This is a genomic window from Bradyrhizobium sp. USDA 4369 (assembly GCF_054056435.1).
Genome location: NZ_JBSRYH010000001.1, coordinates 4566111 through 4580944 on the forward strand (window position 1 = coordinate 4566111; position 14834 = coordinate 4580944).

12 protein-coding genes are annotated in these 14834 nt (G+C 66.8%); 8 read left to right on the forward strand and 4 right to left on the reverse strand.

The annotated features are described in order from the left end of the window. Nucleotide 1 precedes the first annotated feature (1 nt). The 3 genes from ACVIJ6_RS20500 to ACVIJ6_RS20510 all read left to right on the forward strand — a co-directional run bounded on the left by ACVIJ6_RS20500 (nucleotide 2) and on the right by ACVIJ6_RS20510 (nucleotide 3388). On the forward strand, nucleotides 2-946 hold the full coding sequence (locus ACVIJ6_RS20500; protein ID WP_456774168.1) for a DUF2380 domain-containing protein: 945 nt from the start codon (nucleotides 2-4) through the stop codon (nucleotides 944-946). A 216-nt stretch (nucleotides 947-1162) separates the two neighbouring features. Further along, entirely contained in the window at nucleotides 1163-2872 is a 1710-nt protein-coding gene (locus ACVIJ6_RS20505; protein WP_456774169.1) for a sulfatase-like hydrolase/transferase, read from the forward strand. A 120-nt stretch (nucleotides 2873-2992) separates the two neighbouring features. Next, nucleotides 2993-3388: a rhodanese-like domain-containing protein gene (locus ACVIJ6_RS20510; protein ID WP_456774170.1), complete on the forward strand. Its 396-nt coding sequence runs from the start codon at nucleotides 2993-2995 to the stop codon at nucleotides 3386-3388. A gap of 90 nt (nucleotides 3389-3478) precedes the next feature. On the opposite strand, the gene ACVIJ6_RS20515 is transcribed toward ACVIJ6_RS20510, so the two are convergent. Together ACVIJ6_RS20515 and ACVIJ6_RS20520 are read right to left on the reverse strand one after the other, a co-directional pair. Next, the gene (locus ACVIJ6_RS20515; protein ID WP_456774171.1) at nucleotides 3479-5035 is read right to left on the reverse strand and encodes an ABC transporter permease/substrate-binding protein; all 1557 of its coding nucleotides are present in this window, start codon (nucleotides 5033-5035) and stop codon (nucleotides 3479-3481) included. Then, nucleotides 5032-5826 (reverse strand): ATP-binding cassette domain-containing protein, encoded by a 795-nt coding sequence (locus tag ACVIJ6_RS20520; protein ID WP_456774172.1) that lies wholly within the window; start codon nucleotides 5824-5826, stop codon nucleotides 5032-5034. Before ACVIJ6_RS20520 ends, ACVIJ6_RS20515 begins: the two co-directional genes overlap by 4 nt. A 155-nt stretch (nucleotides 5827-5981) precedes the next feature. Between ACVIJ6_RS20520 and ACVIJ6_RS20525 the strand changes: the two genes are divergently transcribed. The 5 genes from ACVIJ6_RS20525 to ACVIJ6_RS20545 all read left to right on the forward strand — a co-directional run bounded on the left by ACVIJ6_RS20525 (nucleotide 5982) and on the right by ACVIJ6_RS20545 (nucleotide 10606). Continuing rightward, nucleotides 5982-6794: an ABC transporter ATP-binding protein gene (locus ACVIJ6_RS20525; protein WP_456774173.1), complete on the forward strand. Its 813-nt coding sequence runs from the start codon at nucleotides 5982-5984 to the stop codon at nucleotides 6792-6794. A 193-nt stretch (nucleotides 6795-6987) separates the two neighbouring features. Further along, nucleotides 6988-7773, forward strand: a complete 786-nt coding sequence (locus tag ACVIJ6_RS20530) for an ABC transporter permease (RefSeq protein ID WP_456774174.1) — start codon at nucleotides 6988-6990, stop codon at nucleotides 7771-7773. A gap of 161 nt (nucleotides 7774-7934) precedes the next feature. Further along, the gene (locus ACVIJ6_RS20535) at nucleotides 7935-8963 is read left to right on the forward strand and encodes an ABC transporter substrate-binding protein (protein ID WP_456774175.1); all 1029 of its coding nucleotides are present in this window, start codon (nucleotides 7935-7937) and stop codon (nucleotides 8961-8963) included. Between the two features lie 3 nt (nucleotides 8964-8966). Then, entirely contained in the window at nucleotides 8967-9683 is a 717-nt protein-coding gene (locus ACVIJ6_RS20540) for an NUDIX hydrolase (RefSeq protein WP_456774176.1), read from the forward strand. After that, nucleotides 9680-10606: a polyphosphate kinase 2 family protein gene (locus ACVIJ6_RS20545; protein ID WP_456774177.1), complete on the forward strand. Its 927-nt coding sequence runs from the start codon at nucleotides 9680-9682 to the stop codon at nucleotides 10604-10606. The genes ACVIJ6_RS20540 and ACVIJ6_RS20545 overlap by 4 nt, the downstream gene beginning before the upstream one ends. 19 nt (nucleotides 10607-10625) lie before the next feature. Here the strand turns inward: ACVIJ6_RS20545 and ACVIJ6_RS20550 are convergent, their stop codons facing one another. Then, on the reverse strand, nucleotides 10626-13367 hold the full coding sequence (locus ACVIJ6_RS20550) for an EAL domain-containing protein (RefSeq protein WP_456777037.1): 2742 nt from the start codon (nucleotides 13365-13367) through the stop codon (nucleotides 10626-10628). A gap of 146 nt (nucleotides 13368-13513) precedes the next feature. Next, nucleotides 13514-14788, reverse strand: coding sequence for a FecR domain-containing protein (locus ACVIJ6_RS20555; RefSeq protein WP_456774178.1), 1275 nt, complete (start codon nucleotides 14786-14788; stop codon nucleotides 13514-13516). Nucleotides 14789-14834 lie beyond the last annotated feature (46 nt).

The following is a 14834-nucleotide window of genomic DNA, read 5'->3' on the forward strand; positions in this document are numbered from 1 at the left end:
CATGTCACACCGCCGCTCCGTCCATTGTCTCGTTCTCGCGCTTCTTGTCGTCGTCGGTTCGCTCCGCAGCGCGGCCGCATCCGATCCTGTCCCGGCTGTGATGGTCGACGATTTCAGCTATCTCGACACGTCCGGCGAGCCGATCGACCAGACGGCGGCACATCAACGCCGGCTGCAGGCCTTCGTGGCGGCGTTGAAGCACGACGTCGCGACCGATCAGCGTCTGCGGCTGGTCAGCCCGTCCTGCGGCGCCGCCTGTCCCGCGGCGGATGCTCCGCCGGCCGCCCGATTGCAGATGGCCGCCGCGGCCGGCGCGGGCATCGTCATCACCGGCGGCGTGCAGAAGCTGTCGACCCTGGTGCAGTGGGCGCGGGTGGCGGCCATTGACGTCGCATCCAACCGGGTGCTGTTCGACAAGCTGTTCACCTTCCGCGGGGACAATGACGAGGCTTGGGAGCGTGCCGAGATCTTCGTCTCACGCCAGATGCGCGAGGCGCTGGTCACGCCGGCGCCGGTCCGGCTGGCCCTGCTGCCGTTCGAGCTCGACGACACCAGCGCCGGCGCTGCGCTCGGCGAGACCGAGGCGGACCACAAGGAGCTGCAGGTGGCGACCGATGCGGTCCGGCAGGTGTTGGAGCAGTCCGGACGCTACCGCCTGGTGGACGTGGCCGGCGGCATCAAGCCGGGCCAGGCGCTGCGCGTCTGCGACGATTGCGAGGCTCGGATCGCCCGCGAGTCCGGTGCGCAGCAGAGCCTGCTCGGGATCATCAGACGGATCGGCCGCACGGAATACATCGTCGGCTTTCGTGTCCGCCAAGCAGACAATGGTGCGCTGGTGCTTACGGGGGACAGCGGGCTGCGCCTCGGCGCCAACGAGTCCTGGAGCCGCGGCGCGGTGCGCTTGATCCGCGAGCGGTTGCTCGGCGGCGGCGCTTCCGAACGGTGATCGCCGGACCGACCGCGCAGGTGCTGCCGTCAGGGATCGCGCGCCGCGGCGGTGCCGCTGCGCCATGCTGCGATGCCGGCCGAGCGGCGGCACTCCGTGCAATTCCGGTTGTTGTTATTTGTGACGATTTGATTACGGTCGGATGACACAGTAGGGCGTCCTGGCCGGCTGGCAGGTGCCGGCGCGGGGACTGTCCGGTCCGAGTATCGCCGCGTCATGTCGCTGACTCCGAACCACGAACCGATCACCACGCTCGCAGCGGCAAGCGCGACGCGATCTACCGCGGTGCGGCTGTCGGCCGTCGCGGCACCGCATGTCGCGGCGCTGGCGCTGATGCTGCACACCGAGACCGATTTCGGCTCGCGGCTCGGCTTCGTGCTGGCCTGGGGCATCCTGAACGGCTTCTGGCTGGTGCTGCTGCGGCGGCCGGCGGTGTCGGGCGCCCTGGCCCTCACCATGGTCGTGGTGCTGGTGCTGCTGTCTCAGCTGAAGCACGCCGTGGTCCAGATGACCGCGAACTTCGTCGACGTGATGCTGATCGACCACGACAGCGCGGCATTCCTGTTCACGATCTTTCCGAACCTGAAGCTCTCGGTGCTGGTGGCGGCGGCCGTGGTGCTGCCGCTGATGGGCCTGCTGTGGTGGGTCGATCCGTTCCGCGTCGCGCGGCTGCCGGCGCTGGCGGGCAAGCTCGCCTGCCTCGCCGCGCTGACGCTTTATTCACTGAACTGGCGCGACGAGGCTTGGCGCGGCTATTACGACGACGGCTATCTCTCCAAATTCGCGCGCTCCGGCGTGACCGCGGTCTCGGATTTCCTCGCCAACGGCTTCATGGAATCCGACGCAACGGCCGATCGCCGGCTGGCGGCCGCGCTCCCGGACTCCTGTCATCCGGCCGGACGGCGGCCGAACATCGTGCTGATTCACGACGAATCCAGCTTCGACATCCGCTCCGCCCCCGGCATCAAGGTGCCCGAGGGGTATGGCAGTCATTTCAAGTCCTATGACGGCAAGGCGCGGCAGTTCATGGCCGAGAGCAATGGCGGGCCGAGCTGGTTCACCGAATACAATGTGCTCGCCGGCCTGTCGTCACGCTCGTTCGGCCGTTTTGCCTATTTCGTCACCCGGATCGCCGCCGGCCGCGTCGAACGCGGACTGCCCTTGGCGCTCCGGCAATGCGGCTATGACACCGCCTCGATCTATCCCGCGCACGGCGCCTTCATGAGCGCGCGCAGCTTCCAGACGACAATGGGGATCGAGCGCTTCCTCGACGCGCGCGACCTCGGCGCCAAAGGTGTCGAGCCCGACAGCTTCTTCTATGACGCGGCGCTCGATCTCATGCAGCAGCGGCAGCGGACCAAGCCGCTGTTCATGTTCGTCTATCTCGCCGCCAATCATTTCCCCTGGGAGACCACGTTCCGGCCGGATCTGACGCCCGCCTGGCGCGCGCCCGGCAATCTGCCGGCAATCGATGAGTATCTGCGCCGGCAGGCGATGAGCGCGTCGGATTATCAGCGCTTCGTGGCGAGCCTGAAGAAGCGCTTCGGCGACCAGCCGTTCCTGATCGTGCGCTATGGCGATCACCAGCCGGAGTTCTCGCCGCACATTCTCGATCCCAAGCTCGACGAGGCCGGCATCGGCCAGAAGCTGGAAACCTACGATCCGCGCTACTACGCGACCTATTACGCCATTGACGGCGTCAATTTCGAGCCGCGCCGCAGCGAAATCGTGATGGACAGGATCGACGCGGCCTATTTGCCGCTAGTCACCCTGGAGGCGGCCGGCATTCCGCTCGACCCGTCCTTCGCCGAGCAGAAGGACATCATGCTGCGCTGCAAGGGCGTGTTCTATGCCTGCGGCGACGGCGCCGAGGCACGCCGCTTCAACCGGATGCTGATCGATGCCGAGCTGATCCGGGGCTTGTAGAGCAGGCCGTCGCTGGCGGGAGATCTCACGGATTCGCGATCAGCGGGTCGACCGATCGGAGCATTGCAGGGGAGGCCGTGCTGGGCTACCCCGTGCGCTCCATCCAATGGGAGGTCCGACATGTCCACATCGGTGAAAGAGCTGCTGGCCGCCGCCAATGCCGTGGTGCCGAAGATCACGCCGGCCGAGGCGCAGGCGATGATCGCCAAGGGCAATGCCCTGGTGCTCGACGTGCGCGATGCGCCGGAGGTCGAGAAGAGCGGCAAGATTGCCGGAGCCTTGCACGTGTCGCGCGGCATGCTGGAATTCCGCGCCGACCCGGACTCGCCCTATCACGACAAGACCTTCGCCAAGGACAAGAGCGTGATCATCTATTGCGCCTCCGGCGGCCGCGCCGCGCTGTCCGGCAAGACGCTGAAGGATCTCGGCTACGACAAGGTGTTCAACATCGGCGGTTTCAAGGATTGGGCCGATCATGGCGGCGCGGTGGAGAAGCCGATCGAGCCGGGGATGTGATCCTGCTCCGTTGATTGGGAGCGGTGGTCGTCGCACCAACCACCTCCGTCATTGTGAGCGCTCGCAATGACGCGGAGGCGATGGCGCGACCTACTTCGCTAGCCTGCTCCACAGCCAGCGCGCAACGGCTTGTGGTGACGAGTACGCGTCGCTGCCGGAGGCGCGCAGATTCGCTTGTTGCATGGTCGTGATGTCGATGCGGCCGAGCAGCGGCCGCAGCGCGTCCTGCAAGGCGTGGTCCTCGGCCCGCTTGGGCGACACCAGCAGGATCGCGTCATAGGGCGGGATCGCATGCTTGGGATCGTCGAGCACGACGAGATCGTATTTCGCGATCAGGCCATCGCTGGTGTAGCCGGCGATGATGTCGACCTCGCCCGAGGCGACCGCGGCATACATGAAATCCGGCTGCATCTGGCGCTGGGTGCGGAAACCGAGACCATAGGCGTCGCGCAAGGCAGCCCATTCCGGGCGTGAGAAGAACTCGTAGTCGCCGGCGATCGACATGTCGCGGCCGCGGCGTGCGAGATCCTCCACCGAGCGAATGCCGAGCGCCGCAGCCTTCTGGCGCGGCATCACCAGCGCATAGGCGTTCTCGAAGCCGAGCTCGCCGAGCAACGTGACTCTGTCCCTGGCGAGATCCTGCTGCAAGGCGGCGAGCAGCGCCGCGCGCGGCAACGGCTCCTGATGATGGAACTGGTTCGCCCACAGCGTGCCCGAATAATCGACATAGGTGTCGATGTCGCCGTTCTTGAGCGCCTCGTAAATCACGCTGGAGCCGAGGCCGGCGCGTGAGGTCGCGGAGAGGCCGGCCGCCTGCAGCCGCTCGCTGATCAACGCCGACAGCACATATTGCTCGGTGAAAGTCTTGGCGCCGATCGCGTAGCGTGCCGGGCTGCCGCCGAGCGAGGGCAGCAGGCTCGCGCCCACCATCAGCACGATGGCCACGGTCCCCGATCCGACGCGGGCGCGGCTGCGTGTCCGCAGGCCGAGCTCGATGAAGGCCAGCAGCTGATCGACGGCGAGCGCCAGCACTGCGGCGGCGACGCAGCCGAATACGACCAGCACCCAGTTCTGGGTCTGCAGCCCGGCGAAGATGTAGTTGCCGAGCGAGGTCTGGCCGATCGGCGTCGACAAGGTGGCGGTGCCGATTACCCACACCGCAGCGGTGCGGATGCCGGCCATGATCACGGGCAGCGCCAGCGGCAGCTCCACCATGATCAGCGCCTGGCGCTCGGTCATGCCGACGCCCTTGGCGCCCTCGATCAGGCCGGGGTCGACGCCGTTCAGCCCGGTGATGGTGTTGCGCAGCACCGGCAGCATCGAATACAGCGCCAGCGCCAGCACCGCGGGCAGAAAGCCGAAAGCCGAGAATGACAGGCCGAACCAGCGCAGCGTCAGCGCGGCGAGTGCAAGCAGCAGCGGGTAGAACAGCGCGAGCAGCGCCAATCCCGGAACGGTCTGCACCACGCTCGCGATCCCGAGCAGGAGATTGCGCAAAGCAGGGCGGTTGCGTGCCAGCAGCGCGAGGGGAAAGCTGACCGCGAGGCCGAGCGCGAGCGCGGTGATGCTCACGCGCAGATGGCTGCCGAGATAATCGGCAAGATGCGACAGCGCTTCGGCGAAGCGCGGATCGGAGAAGAGGCTCATGCCGCACCGCTCTCGGGCAGCAGCGCGGCAAGGCGTGCGGCCTGCCGGCGCGGCGTGGTCATCAGCTCCGCCACGTAGGGCTCGTCGCTGGCGGCGAGCGCGGCGGGCGTGCCGGCCTCGACCAGGCGCCCCCTGCGCATCACCGCGATGCGGTCGGCGAGCAGCAGCGCCTCGGTGATGTCATGGGTGATCATCACCGTGGTCAGCCCGAGCTTCTCGTGCAGGGCACGGTAGTCGCGGCCGAGCGTATCGCGGGTCAGCGGATCCAGCGCGCCGAACGGTTCGTCCATCAGCACGATGCGGGGACCGGCGGCCAGCGCGCGCGCCACGCCGACGCGCTGGCGCTGGCCGCCGGAGAGCGCATCCGGCAGCCGGTCGCGATGGGCGGCGCGGTCGAGCTGGACGAGGTCGAGCAGCTCGTCGACCCGGGCGGCGATCGCCTTTGGCGCCGTCCCCAGCAGCCGCGGCGTGATGCCGATATTGGCCGCGACGGTCATGTGCGGAAACAGCGCGCCATTCTGGAACACGGTGCCGATGCGCCGGCGCAGGGCGACCGGTTCGAGGCGGCTGATGTCCTCGCCTGCGATGCGGACGGTGCCGCCATCCGGCTCGATCAGCCGGTTGGCGAGCCGCAGCAGCGTCGTCTTGCCCGAGCCGGAGCTGCCGACGATCGCCAGGAACTCGCCCTCGGCGATGTTCAGCGAGACGTCGTCGACCGCGGCCACCGCGCCTGCCGGGCCGGCAAAGGTCTTGTGGACGCGATCGTAGCTGATCAGGGGCGTGGGCTGCATGCGGCCTTTGGCGATCTCGAAGCTCGCGCGCTGCTCCCCTCCCAGGGGAGGGCAAGGGCCCGCTCGACCGGACCTAGCACGTCCCGCCGGTGCGTTGAACTTCGCCGCGCAAGCGGCTAAGCCGTCCCGGCCATTTTCGGGGAGGAATCTGGAACGTGACGACGCCCACGGCCGCCGCGGTCTCGCTGAACGGGACGACGGTGGCATTCCGTCTCGCCGGCGGACGCACTTACACCGCCGTCGAAACGGCGCAGCTCAGCGTGGCCGATGGCGAGTTCGTCGCCATTGTCGGGCCGACCGGCTGCGGCAAATCCACCCTACTCAACGTCGCCGCCGGGCTGCTCAAGCCGGCCGCCGGCAGCGTCAGCATCTTCGGCCAGCCGCTGGCCGGCCTCAATCACGACGCCGGCTACCTGTTCCAGGCCGATGCGCTGTTCCCCTGGAAGACGGCCTTGGAGAACGTCGCCATCGGGCTGGAGGTGGCGGGCACCGCCCGGGCCGACGCGGCTGCGAAGGCGCAGCAATGGCTGACATCAGTCGGCCTCGGCGCCTTCGGCAACCGCTACCCGCATATGCTGTCAGGTGGCCAGCGCAAGCGCGTCGGGCTCGCCCAGGTGCTGATACGCAATCCCAGGATCATCCTGATGGACGAGCCGTTCGGGCCGCTCGACGCGCAGACCCGGCAGATCATGGGCAATCTGCTGCTCGATCTCTGGAGCGCCGACCGCAAGGCGGTCTTGTTCGTGACGCATGACCTGGAGGAGGCGATCGCGCTCGCCGATCGCGTCGTCATCATGTCGGCCGGTCCCGCCTCGCGCATTATCGGCGACTGGCGGGTCACCCTGCTGCGCCCGCGCGACATCTTCGAGGTGCGGATGAAGCACGAGTTCCATGAGCTGCACCGCGAGATCTGGCAGACGCTGAAGGCCGAGGTCGAGAAGACCTACAAGCAGGCGGAGGCGTTGTGATGTCGCGTTGGGACGTTGCTGACAGCCAAATGCTCAGGTCCAAAGCCCCTCCCACCTGCGGGGAGGGGGTGGGGGTCCCAGGAAAGACTTCCCGTGTGGTCCCCCCACCCCGACCCTCCCCCGCAAGGGGGGAGGGGGCGCACCGCCTGCGGGGCGCGCATCGCGCATCTCTTACGCCCGACGGAGCCGCATGATGTCGCGTCTCGGTCTGCTCGCGCTGCAGCTGCTCGTTGCGATCGTCGCGCTCGCGCTGTGGCAATTGCTGGCCACCGTGCCGGTGTTCGGCCGCATTCTGCTGCCGCCGTTCTTCTTCTCCAACCCGGTCGACGTGTTTGCCCAGGTTGTCAAATGGTTCGCGAGCGGGGCGATCTGGAAGCATCTTGCGATCACGCTGTGGGAGTCGATCCTCGCTTTCGCGATCGGCTCGCTCGGCGGGGTGCTGGTCGGCTTCTGGTTCGCGCGCAAGCCGCTGGTCGCCGCGGTGTTCGACCCCTACGTCAAGATGGCCAATGCGCTGCCGCGCGTGGTGCTGGCGCCGATCTTCACGCTGTGGCTGGGCCTCGGCATCTGGTCCAAGGTCGCGCTTGGAGTCACGCTCGTGTTCTTCATCGTCTTCTTCAACGTCTATCAGGGCGTCAAGGAGGTCTCGACCGTGGTGCGCGACAATGCGCGCATGCTCGGCATGAACGAGCGACAATTGATGCGCCATGTCTATTGGCCGTCGGCGCTGTCATGGATGTTCTCGTCGCTCCACACCTCCGTCGGCTTCGCGGTGGTCGGCGCCGTCGTCGGCGAATATCTCGGCTCCGCGGCCGGCCTCGGCTATCTGATCCAGCAGGCCGAAGGCGTGTTCGACGTCGCCGGCGTGTTCGCCGGCATGTTCGTGCTGTCGGCCTTCGTGATCCTGATCGACATCGGCGTGACTTTGGTGGAACGGCGGCTGCTGGTATGGCGGCCTGATGCCACCGACGGCCGATGAGTGCCGCGGTGTCGCCACACCCACCGCTGTCGTCCCTGCGAACGCAGGGACGACAGCGGAGTTGTTGGCGGGCGGGTTTGCACGACAGCGGAGTTTGGGGCGACCTTCTCAATCCGCGCTCACAAGCCTAATCTGATCGACGACATGAACGGAGGAAATGCATGAACAAGATCATCGGCCGGATCACCGGCGCGCTGCTGGCGCTGGGCCTGAGCACCGGTCTCGCCACGGCCGCGAGCAAGGTCACCATCGCGATCGGCGGCGGCGCCTGCCTGTGCTATCTGCCGACAGTGCTGGCCAAGCAGCTCGGCGAATATCAGAAGGCCGGGCTCGACGTCGAACTGGTGGATCTCAAGGGCGGCTCGGACGCGCTGAAGGCCGTGCTCGGCGGCAGCGCCGACGTCGTCTCCGGCTATTTCGATCATTGCGTCAATCTCGCCGCCAAGAAGCAGGAGATGCAGTCCTTCGTGGTCTATGACCGCTATCCCGGCCTGGTGCTGGTGGTGTCGCCGTCGCACAACAAGGAGATCAACTCGATCAAGGATCTCGCCGGCAAGAAGGTCGGCGTCAGCGCGCCCGGCTCCTCGACCGATTTCTTCCTGAAGTATCTGTTGAAGAAGAACGGGCTCGACCCGACCGGCACCGCCGTGATCGGCGTTGGCCTCGGCGCCACCGCGGTCGCGGCGATGGAGCAGGGTCAGATCGACGCCGCCGTGATGCTCGATCCCTCCGTCACGGTGCTGCAGGGCACGCATCCGGACCTCAAGATCCTCTCCGACACCCGCACCCAGCACGACACGCTGGAGGTGTTCGGCGGCGAATATCCGGGCGGGGCGCTGTATTCGACCGTGGCGTGGATCGCCGGTCATGAGAAGGAGACGCAGGCGCTGACCAACGCGATCGTCGCCACGCTCGGCTGGATCCACGCGCATAGTCCAGAGGAGATCATGGCCAAGATGCCGGAGGAACTGGTCGGCAAGGACAAGGCGCTGTATCTCGCGGCGCTGAAGAACACCATTCCGATGTATTCGCAGACCGGCAAGATGGATCCCAAAGGCGCCGATGCCGTGCTCGCGGTGTTCAGCACCGGCTCGCCCGATGTTGCCAAGGCCAATATCGACGTCAGCAAGACCTTCACCAACAAATTCGTCGAGCAGGCGAAGGGCACGACCGGCACGGGCGCGAAATAGCGGATGACCGGCGCCGTCATCCATCGCGTCACCGCGCTCGACCTCAAGGTCGAGTCCTGGGACTGGCCGTTCGCGCGTGAGCGCCGCGGCGACATCGCGGCGCATTTCGCCGAGCGGCAGCGGGACAAGCCGGGCCTGTGGAACGGCCGCATTCTGCTCGGGCGCAATGCCCGCTTCGACGGTGGCACGTTCTCGGCCAGCTATTTCGAGGCGGATTTCGCCAGCCTGCTGGCGTGGCGGGACTGGGGCTTTCCCGACCGCACCGCCTTCAACGGCTTCGGCATGGGCGCGCTGCGCGCTGCCGACGGCGCCTTCGTGCTCGGCGAGATGGGCGCGCATACCGCCAATGCCGGCCGGCTGTATTTTCCCGCCGGCACGCCGGATCTCGACGACGTCCGCGACGGCACGCTCGATCTCGTCGCCAATGTCGCGCGCGAGGTCGAGGAGGAGACCGGGCTTGCGCCTGCGGACTATCAGGCATCGCCGCATTGGGACTGCGTCGTGACCGGCGCATCGATCGCCTTGATGCGCGTGCTCGATGCGGCCGAGACCGGCGAGATCCTGAAGCGCCGGATCGAGGCCAATCTCGCCGCGCAGGCCGAGCCGGAACTGGCGGCGATCCACCTGGTCCGCAGCCGGGCCGATCTCACGGCGGCGATGCCGCATTTCGTCACCGCCTTTCTCGACACCCAGTTCAGCGAACCGGAGCGCTCCGCATGAGCAAGAAGGCCCGCACCTTGGCCACCGAGCTCGACGGCTTCATCTCGCCGTTCCGAATCGATGGCGGGCACAAATTTCACCTGAAGTCGCACAAGACCAAGGCGAAGGGCGGTCTCGACAAGGCGGACGGCGAAGCCATCATCGAGCAGAACCGCAAGCGTCTCTCCGACTTCCAGGAGAAGCTTTATGCCCAGGACCGCTGGTCGGTGCTGGTGCTGCTGCAGGGCATGGACGCGTCAGGCAAGGATAGCGCGATCAAGAGCATCTTCGAGGGCGTCAATCCCCAGGGCTGCGAGGTCACTTCGTTCAAGCAGCCGACCTCGAAGGAGCTCGATCATGATTTCATGTGGCGCACCGTGCTTGCTCTGCCGGAGCGCGGCCGCATCGGCATCTTCAACCGCTCCTATTACGAAGAGTGCCTGGTCACGCGCGTTCATCCGGAGGTGCTGAAGGCCGAGAAGCTGCCGGCGCGGCTCGTCACCAAGAACATCTGGCGTGAGCGCTTCGAGGACATCTCCGCCTTCGAGCGTTACCTCACGCGCAACGGCACGGTGATCCTGAAGTTCTTCCTCAACATCTCCAAGGAGGAGCAGCGCGAGCGATTTCTCGACCGGCTCGAGCAGCCGGCGAAGAACTGGAAGTTCTCGATGGGCGATGTCACCGAGCGCGCCAAATGGCATCGCTACGAGGCGGTCTATCAGGACATCGTGCGCCACACCTCGACGTCGTATGCGCCCTGGTATGTCGTCCCGGCCGACCACAAATGGTTTGCCCGCGTCGTGATCGGATCGACCATCGTGGCCGCGCTGGAAGCGCTCGATCTGCATTTCCCGCGCGTCGATGGCGCCGCGCTCCAGGAGTTCAAGGCGGTGCGCAAGGCGCTGGAAGGCGAAGGCAAGGGCGGCAAGAAAGGCGGCGGGTGAGGCGGGCGTCAGCGTCCGTTCACGCCGCGCCGGCCTGCCGCGCCATGTTTTCTGTCGACAGGAATCGGCGCTCGAAATCGGCGGCCGGCATCGGCTTGCCGAAGTGATAGCCCTGGCCGTGCTCGCAGCCGAGCGCGAGGAGGAAGTCGGCCGTCGCCTGGTTCTCGATGCCTTCGGCTATGACGGACAGATTGAGCTGCCTGCTCAGGCTGACGGTGGAGCCGACGATGGCGGCGTCGTCGGCCTGTGTCAGCACGTCGCGAACGAAGGACCGGTCGATCTTGAGTCCGTCCAGCGGGAATTTCTTGAGATAGCTGAGGCTTGCATAGCCGGTGCCGAAATCGTCGAACACCAGGCTGACGCCGAGCGCCTGCAGGCGGTTGAACGTCTGCAGGACGCCGGGTTCGTCGTGCAGCAGAATGTCCTCGGTGACTTCGAGCTCGATCAGGCCCGGTGACAGGCCCGTGGCCGTCAGCAGCTTGCTGACGAAGGCGGCGAGATCGCTGGACTGGAACTGCGAGGGCGACAGGTTGATGCCGACGCGGATCTCATGGCCGGCGAGCTGCCATTCCCGTGCCTGGCGGCAGGCGGTCGCCATGACCCAGGTGGCGACGGCTTCGGACAATGGCGAGGTGTTGACGACCGGGATGAAATCGCCGGGCGGCACGAGGCCGCGGGTCGGATGTCGCCAGCGGATCAGCGCCTCGGCGCCGATCACGCGGCCGCTCAAGAGGTCGACCTGCGGCTGGTAGAACAGCTCGAACTCCCGGCGTTCGACGGCGAGCGCCAGCTCGGCTTCGAGGGTGAGGCGCCGCTCGAGCTCCTGACGGATCGCCGGCTCGAAGATCACGTGGCTGCCGCGCCGGTCGGTCTTGGCGCGGCACAAAGCGAGGTGGGCGTTGCTGAGCAGTTCGTCCGCGCTCTGGCCGCCGTCCGGATGAACCGCGACGCCAAGGGTGACCTTGACGCGCTGCTGTCGCGCCGCAGCTTCCATCGGTGTTTCGAACAGATGCGAGACGTGCTCCGCGAGTTCGGCGACGGTGCCGCCGATGGCGGAGAAGGGAATGGCGACGGCGAATTCGTCGCCGCTGAGCCGGGCGACGCGGCCCATGCCGCCGATTTCGGACCGCAGCCGCCCGGCGGCCGCCCGCAACACGCTGTCGCCGAAGGCATGCCCCAGCATGTCGTTGATGTGCTGGAACCCATCGAGGCCGATCACCAGCAGCACCAGCCGGTCTGCCCCCGCATCGGCCGTTTCGATCATCGCAGCAAGCTCGGTCTGCAGCGTGTTGCGGTTGATCAGCCCGGTCAGAGTATCGTACTCGGCCAGATAACGAATGCGCTCCGCCTCGCGCTTCCGCACCGAGATGTCGCGCAGGATCACGCCATATTGCAGACCATCGGCGCCCTGCCAGGCCGAGACGCTCGCCTCGACCGGGAAGACCTCGCCGTCCTTGCGCCGGCCATCGAATTCGACCGTCGCGCCGCCGGGCAACAAGGTGGCCGGCAGCGCCGCTTCCTGCTGCGGGAACAGGTCGTCAGTGTCGCTGCGGTCCGCCCGCAAGCGCGCGAAAGGCTGACCGATGATCTCCTCTGCGCCATAGCCGAAGATCGCGACCGCGCCGGGATTCCACACGGTGATGCGCTTGTCCTTGTCGGTGCACACCAGCCCGTCGCCGATCGACATCGCGATCCGCTCGAAGCGGCTCTCGGCGACATGGCGCAGCAGGCCGCGAAAGTCGATCTCGTCGAGCGCGGTGGCCGCCAGATAGGCGACCAGCGCGATCTGCAGCAGCGCGGTGTCGAACACCAGCGCGAAGCGATCATGCAGAATCAGCGCAACGACCTCGATCGTGATGCTGAGGATCCCGACCAGCAGGGCGCGCCGCGCGGCCGACAGATGCGGCCAGCTGAGCAGCATCGTGACGACGATCAGCAGCAGAGCCGCGACCGTCGCCACGCTCGATGTCGCGACCAGCGTGCGGTTCTGCAGGATCGATTCCGCCGCGAGCGCCTGCAGCACAGCGCCGGGCAGGACGCGGCCATTCGGAACGCTGTAGTGATCACCGAGCTCGACGGCGGTCGAGCCGACAATGACACGCTTGTCCTTGAGCTTCGCCAGCGCCGCCGCGTCGCCGCGCAGCACATCGACATAGGACACTCTGGGCAATGATGACGGGTCGATGCCGTAGTCGATCAGGAACGTCGTGTCCCTGGTGACATTGCTGCCTGCGAGAAAGGCGCCCATCGACTGCAGGAAGCTGTCCTTGTCGTAATCGCCATAGGCATAGCTTCGGACGCGGCCGTCCCGCTCCACCACGATGTTCACGAAGGCGGACCACGCCAGCTGTTCGAACCGCGGCAGCGGCCGGTTGGCGAACAGGACCGAGTCCTTGAGCTGCTTGAAGGCCGGCAGCACCACGGCCCCCTTGGTGCTGACCAGCGCCTCCACAAAGGCCTGATCCGCGGCCGGGTCCGACGGCGCGCTGAAGTCGATGTCGAGGGCGATGTCGCGTGCGCCGGCGCGCTGAATCTGCTCGACCAGACGGGCATGATGTGTCCGCGGCCACGGCCAGACACCGATCGCCTCGATCGAGCGCGGGTCAATGGCCACGACCGCGATCTCGCCGCTGGCCGAATGACGGTCGAGACGGAAGCGCAGATCGACCAGCGCATGGCTGAGGAGCTCGTAACCGCCCGACACGCCGACGGAGAGCAACGCAACAACGACCAGAATATGCGGCATGAACCGCCTGAACATGCCCCCTCCCGCTTGTACGCGGATCACGCCGACCTCCATCCGTGCGATCCCGGCTTCATTGGTGTCGCCATTGGCGCGGTGCTCGCCCGCGCCAACGACGTCGTCCGCATTCATCCGATTGCGCCCTTGCTACGCGGGCGATCGCATCAGTTCTTGTTGTGGCCGTAGGCGTAGGCATTGCCGCGGCCACGATTGCTGCCATGGTCGTCACTACTGCCGCTGTTTCCGTTTCCGTTTCCGTTTCCGTTGCCGCTGTTTCCGTTGCCGTTGTTTCCCGCGTTGCCGTTATTGCCGTTGCCGTTATTCCCGTTCCCGTTCCCGTTCCCGTTGCCGTTGCCGTTGCCGTTGCCGTTGCCATTTCCGTTGGCGGCGGCGAGATTGGCGGCAGCGTTGGCGTTGCCATTGCTGGCAGATGTGGCCGGCGAGCCGACAGCGGCGGTCACTGCGGCTGCAACCGACGAATCTCCGGACCCGCTGCTCGTGGCCGAACTGCTCGCCGAATTGCCGCTGCTGCTGCGCGGGTCGTTCCAGGCGGTGCTGCGTCCGGGGCCGCCCGTCGCCGTGTGCGCGCCATGGGCGAGGCCGCGCGTCGCCTTCTGAACGTTGAGATTGACCTCACCGATCGAGGTCGAAATTCGGACGACGTTCGGCCTTGCAGCAGCAGATGCTGGTCCGGAATGCTGCGAAGCGGGCGTCGATGCCGCGGCACGGAGCGCGGCGCCGCTGGCGTTGAGCGCATGAATCACGCCGCCTTTGGCATCGCGCGGCGCGCGCAGGCCGTCTCTCGGCACCGGGATGCGATCGATGGTCGGGGTGCGCGGCCGGCCCTGTTCGATCGGGCTGAATGTGCCCGCACCGGACAGGACAAGGCCCGCGCGGCCGCTCGCATACGCGGTGGCGGCTTGGCGGGGCATCACCTGGGCGATCTGTCCGGTCTTGAAGTCCGACACCTGGACCTGTCCGCGGCTGACGTCGACCCTGGTGTTGCGGCCGCTGATCGTCACGCTGAACTTGGTTCCCTTCACCACGGCGGCGAGATATGGCGTTTCGACCTCGAAGTGCTGAACATTGCGCTTCTCGACCTCGAGCAGGATCGAGCCGGCGCGCTGGAGGATCGTCGTCGCCATGCCGTCTTTGGCTGTGGCCGGGAGACCGACCTCCGAGTTCGGCCCGATCATCATCATCTCGGCGCCGCGCGTGAGGCGCACGTGCCCGCTTGGCCCGGTGCGGATCGTGTCTCCTGGCTTCAGCACGTCCTCGCGTCCGAGCGAAACCTGCGTGGCGCCCGAGCTTGTGACCCAGACATCGCCCGAGAATTTGCTGACCAGCCACGGCTCGCCGTCGGCCGCGAATGCGGCGGGGGCCGCACCGAGAACGAACGCGGCGATCAGAGCCGGTAACAGGAAGCGCTTGGCTGACATGGTCCACACTCGCGGCGGTTGCTGTCTCCCAAAACTAGACAAAATG

Coding starts and splice junctions, on each gene's coding strand:
- ACVIJ6_RS20500 (WP_456774168.1), top strand. CDS start 2: ATGTCACACCGCCGCTCCGTCCATTGTCTCGTTCTCGCGCTTCTTGTC.
- ACVIJ6_RS20505 (WP_456774169.1), top strand. CDS start 1,163: ATGTCGCTGACTCCGAACCACGAACCGATCACCACGCTCGCAGCGGCA.
- ACVIJ6_RS20510 (WP_456774170.1), top strand. CDS start 2,993: ATGTCCACATCGGTGAAAGAGCTGCTGGCCGCCGCCAATGCCGTGGTG.
- ACVIJ6_RS20515 (WP_456774171.1), bottom strand. CDS start 5,035: ATGAGCCTCTTCTCCGATCCGCGCTTCGCCGAAGCGCTGTCGCATCTT.
- ACVIJ6_RS20520 (WP_456774172.1), bottom strand. CDS start 5,826: ATGCAGCCCACGCCCCTGATCAGCTACGATCGCGTCCACAAGACCTTT.
- ACVIJ6_RS20530 (WP_456774174.1), top strand. CDS start 6,988: ATGTCGCGTCTCGGTCTGCTCGCGCTGCAGCTGCTCGTTGCGATCGTC.
- ACVIJ6_RS20535 (WP_456774175.1), top strand. CDS start 7,935: ATGAACAAGATCATCGGCCGGATCACCGGCGCGCTGCTGGCGCTGGGC.
- ACVIJ6_RS20540 (WP_456774176.1), top strand. CDS start 8,967: ATGACCGGCGCCGTCATCCATCGCGTCACCGCGCTCGACCTCAAGGTC.
- ACVIJ6_RS20545 (WP_456774177.1), top strand. CDS start 9,680: ATGAGCAAGAAGGCCCGCACCTTGGCCACCGAGCTCGACGGCTTCATC.
- ACVIJ6_RS20550 (WP_456777037.1), bottom strand. CDS start 13,367: ATGTTCAGGCGGTTCATGCCGCATATTCTGGTCGTTGTTGCGTTGCTC.
- ACVIJ6_RS20555 (WP_456774178.1), bottom strand. CDS start 14,788: ATGTCAGCCAAGCGCTTCCTGTTACCGGCTCTGATCGCCGCGTTCGTT.